Source organism: Candidatus Nanopusillus massiliensis (assembly GCF_920984865.1).
On record NZ_OV100765.1, the window covers coordinates 452,752 to 453,113 of the forward strand.

At 22.4% G+C, this 362-nt stretch carries 1 protein-coding gene (running past one end of the window); it reads right to left on the minus strand.

Annotated features, from left to right (window positions below):
* Nucleotides 1–362 carry part of the coding region annotated (locus tag LUA84_RS03285; RefSeq protein ID WP_457913368.1) for an aminotransferase class V-fold PLP-dependent enzyme on the minus strand (this coding region is incomplete at its 3' end). 104 nt of the annotated region lie beyond the right edge of the window, so 362 of the 466 annotated nt are shown.

The window sequence follows — 362 nt, forward strand, 5'->3', positions numbered from 1 at the left end:
ATATTATATAGATCCAAAGGTCTAAATAATANGTAACAACAATGATATCCAGTTCTAACAGTAATATTAAAGAATGTAACATTTTTCCAATTATATGAGGATTTATTTTAAATAATAATGAGAAATATTCTTCTCTATCTTTATAATCTTTTAATCCCATTAATATTACATCTTTATATTTATTTGAAAATTCTTCAAATCTTTCTAAGAAATATTTTGTTAATTCTTGTTCATATTTTTCAATATTTTCCATTCCTAATTTATTTAAATATTTAATTGCTTCTCCAAAAACAATTGCTCCCGCCATATTAGGTGTTCCAGCTTCAAATTTCCAAGGCAAATCATTTAAATATTCTTTATCA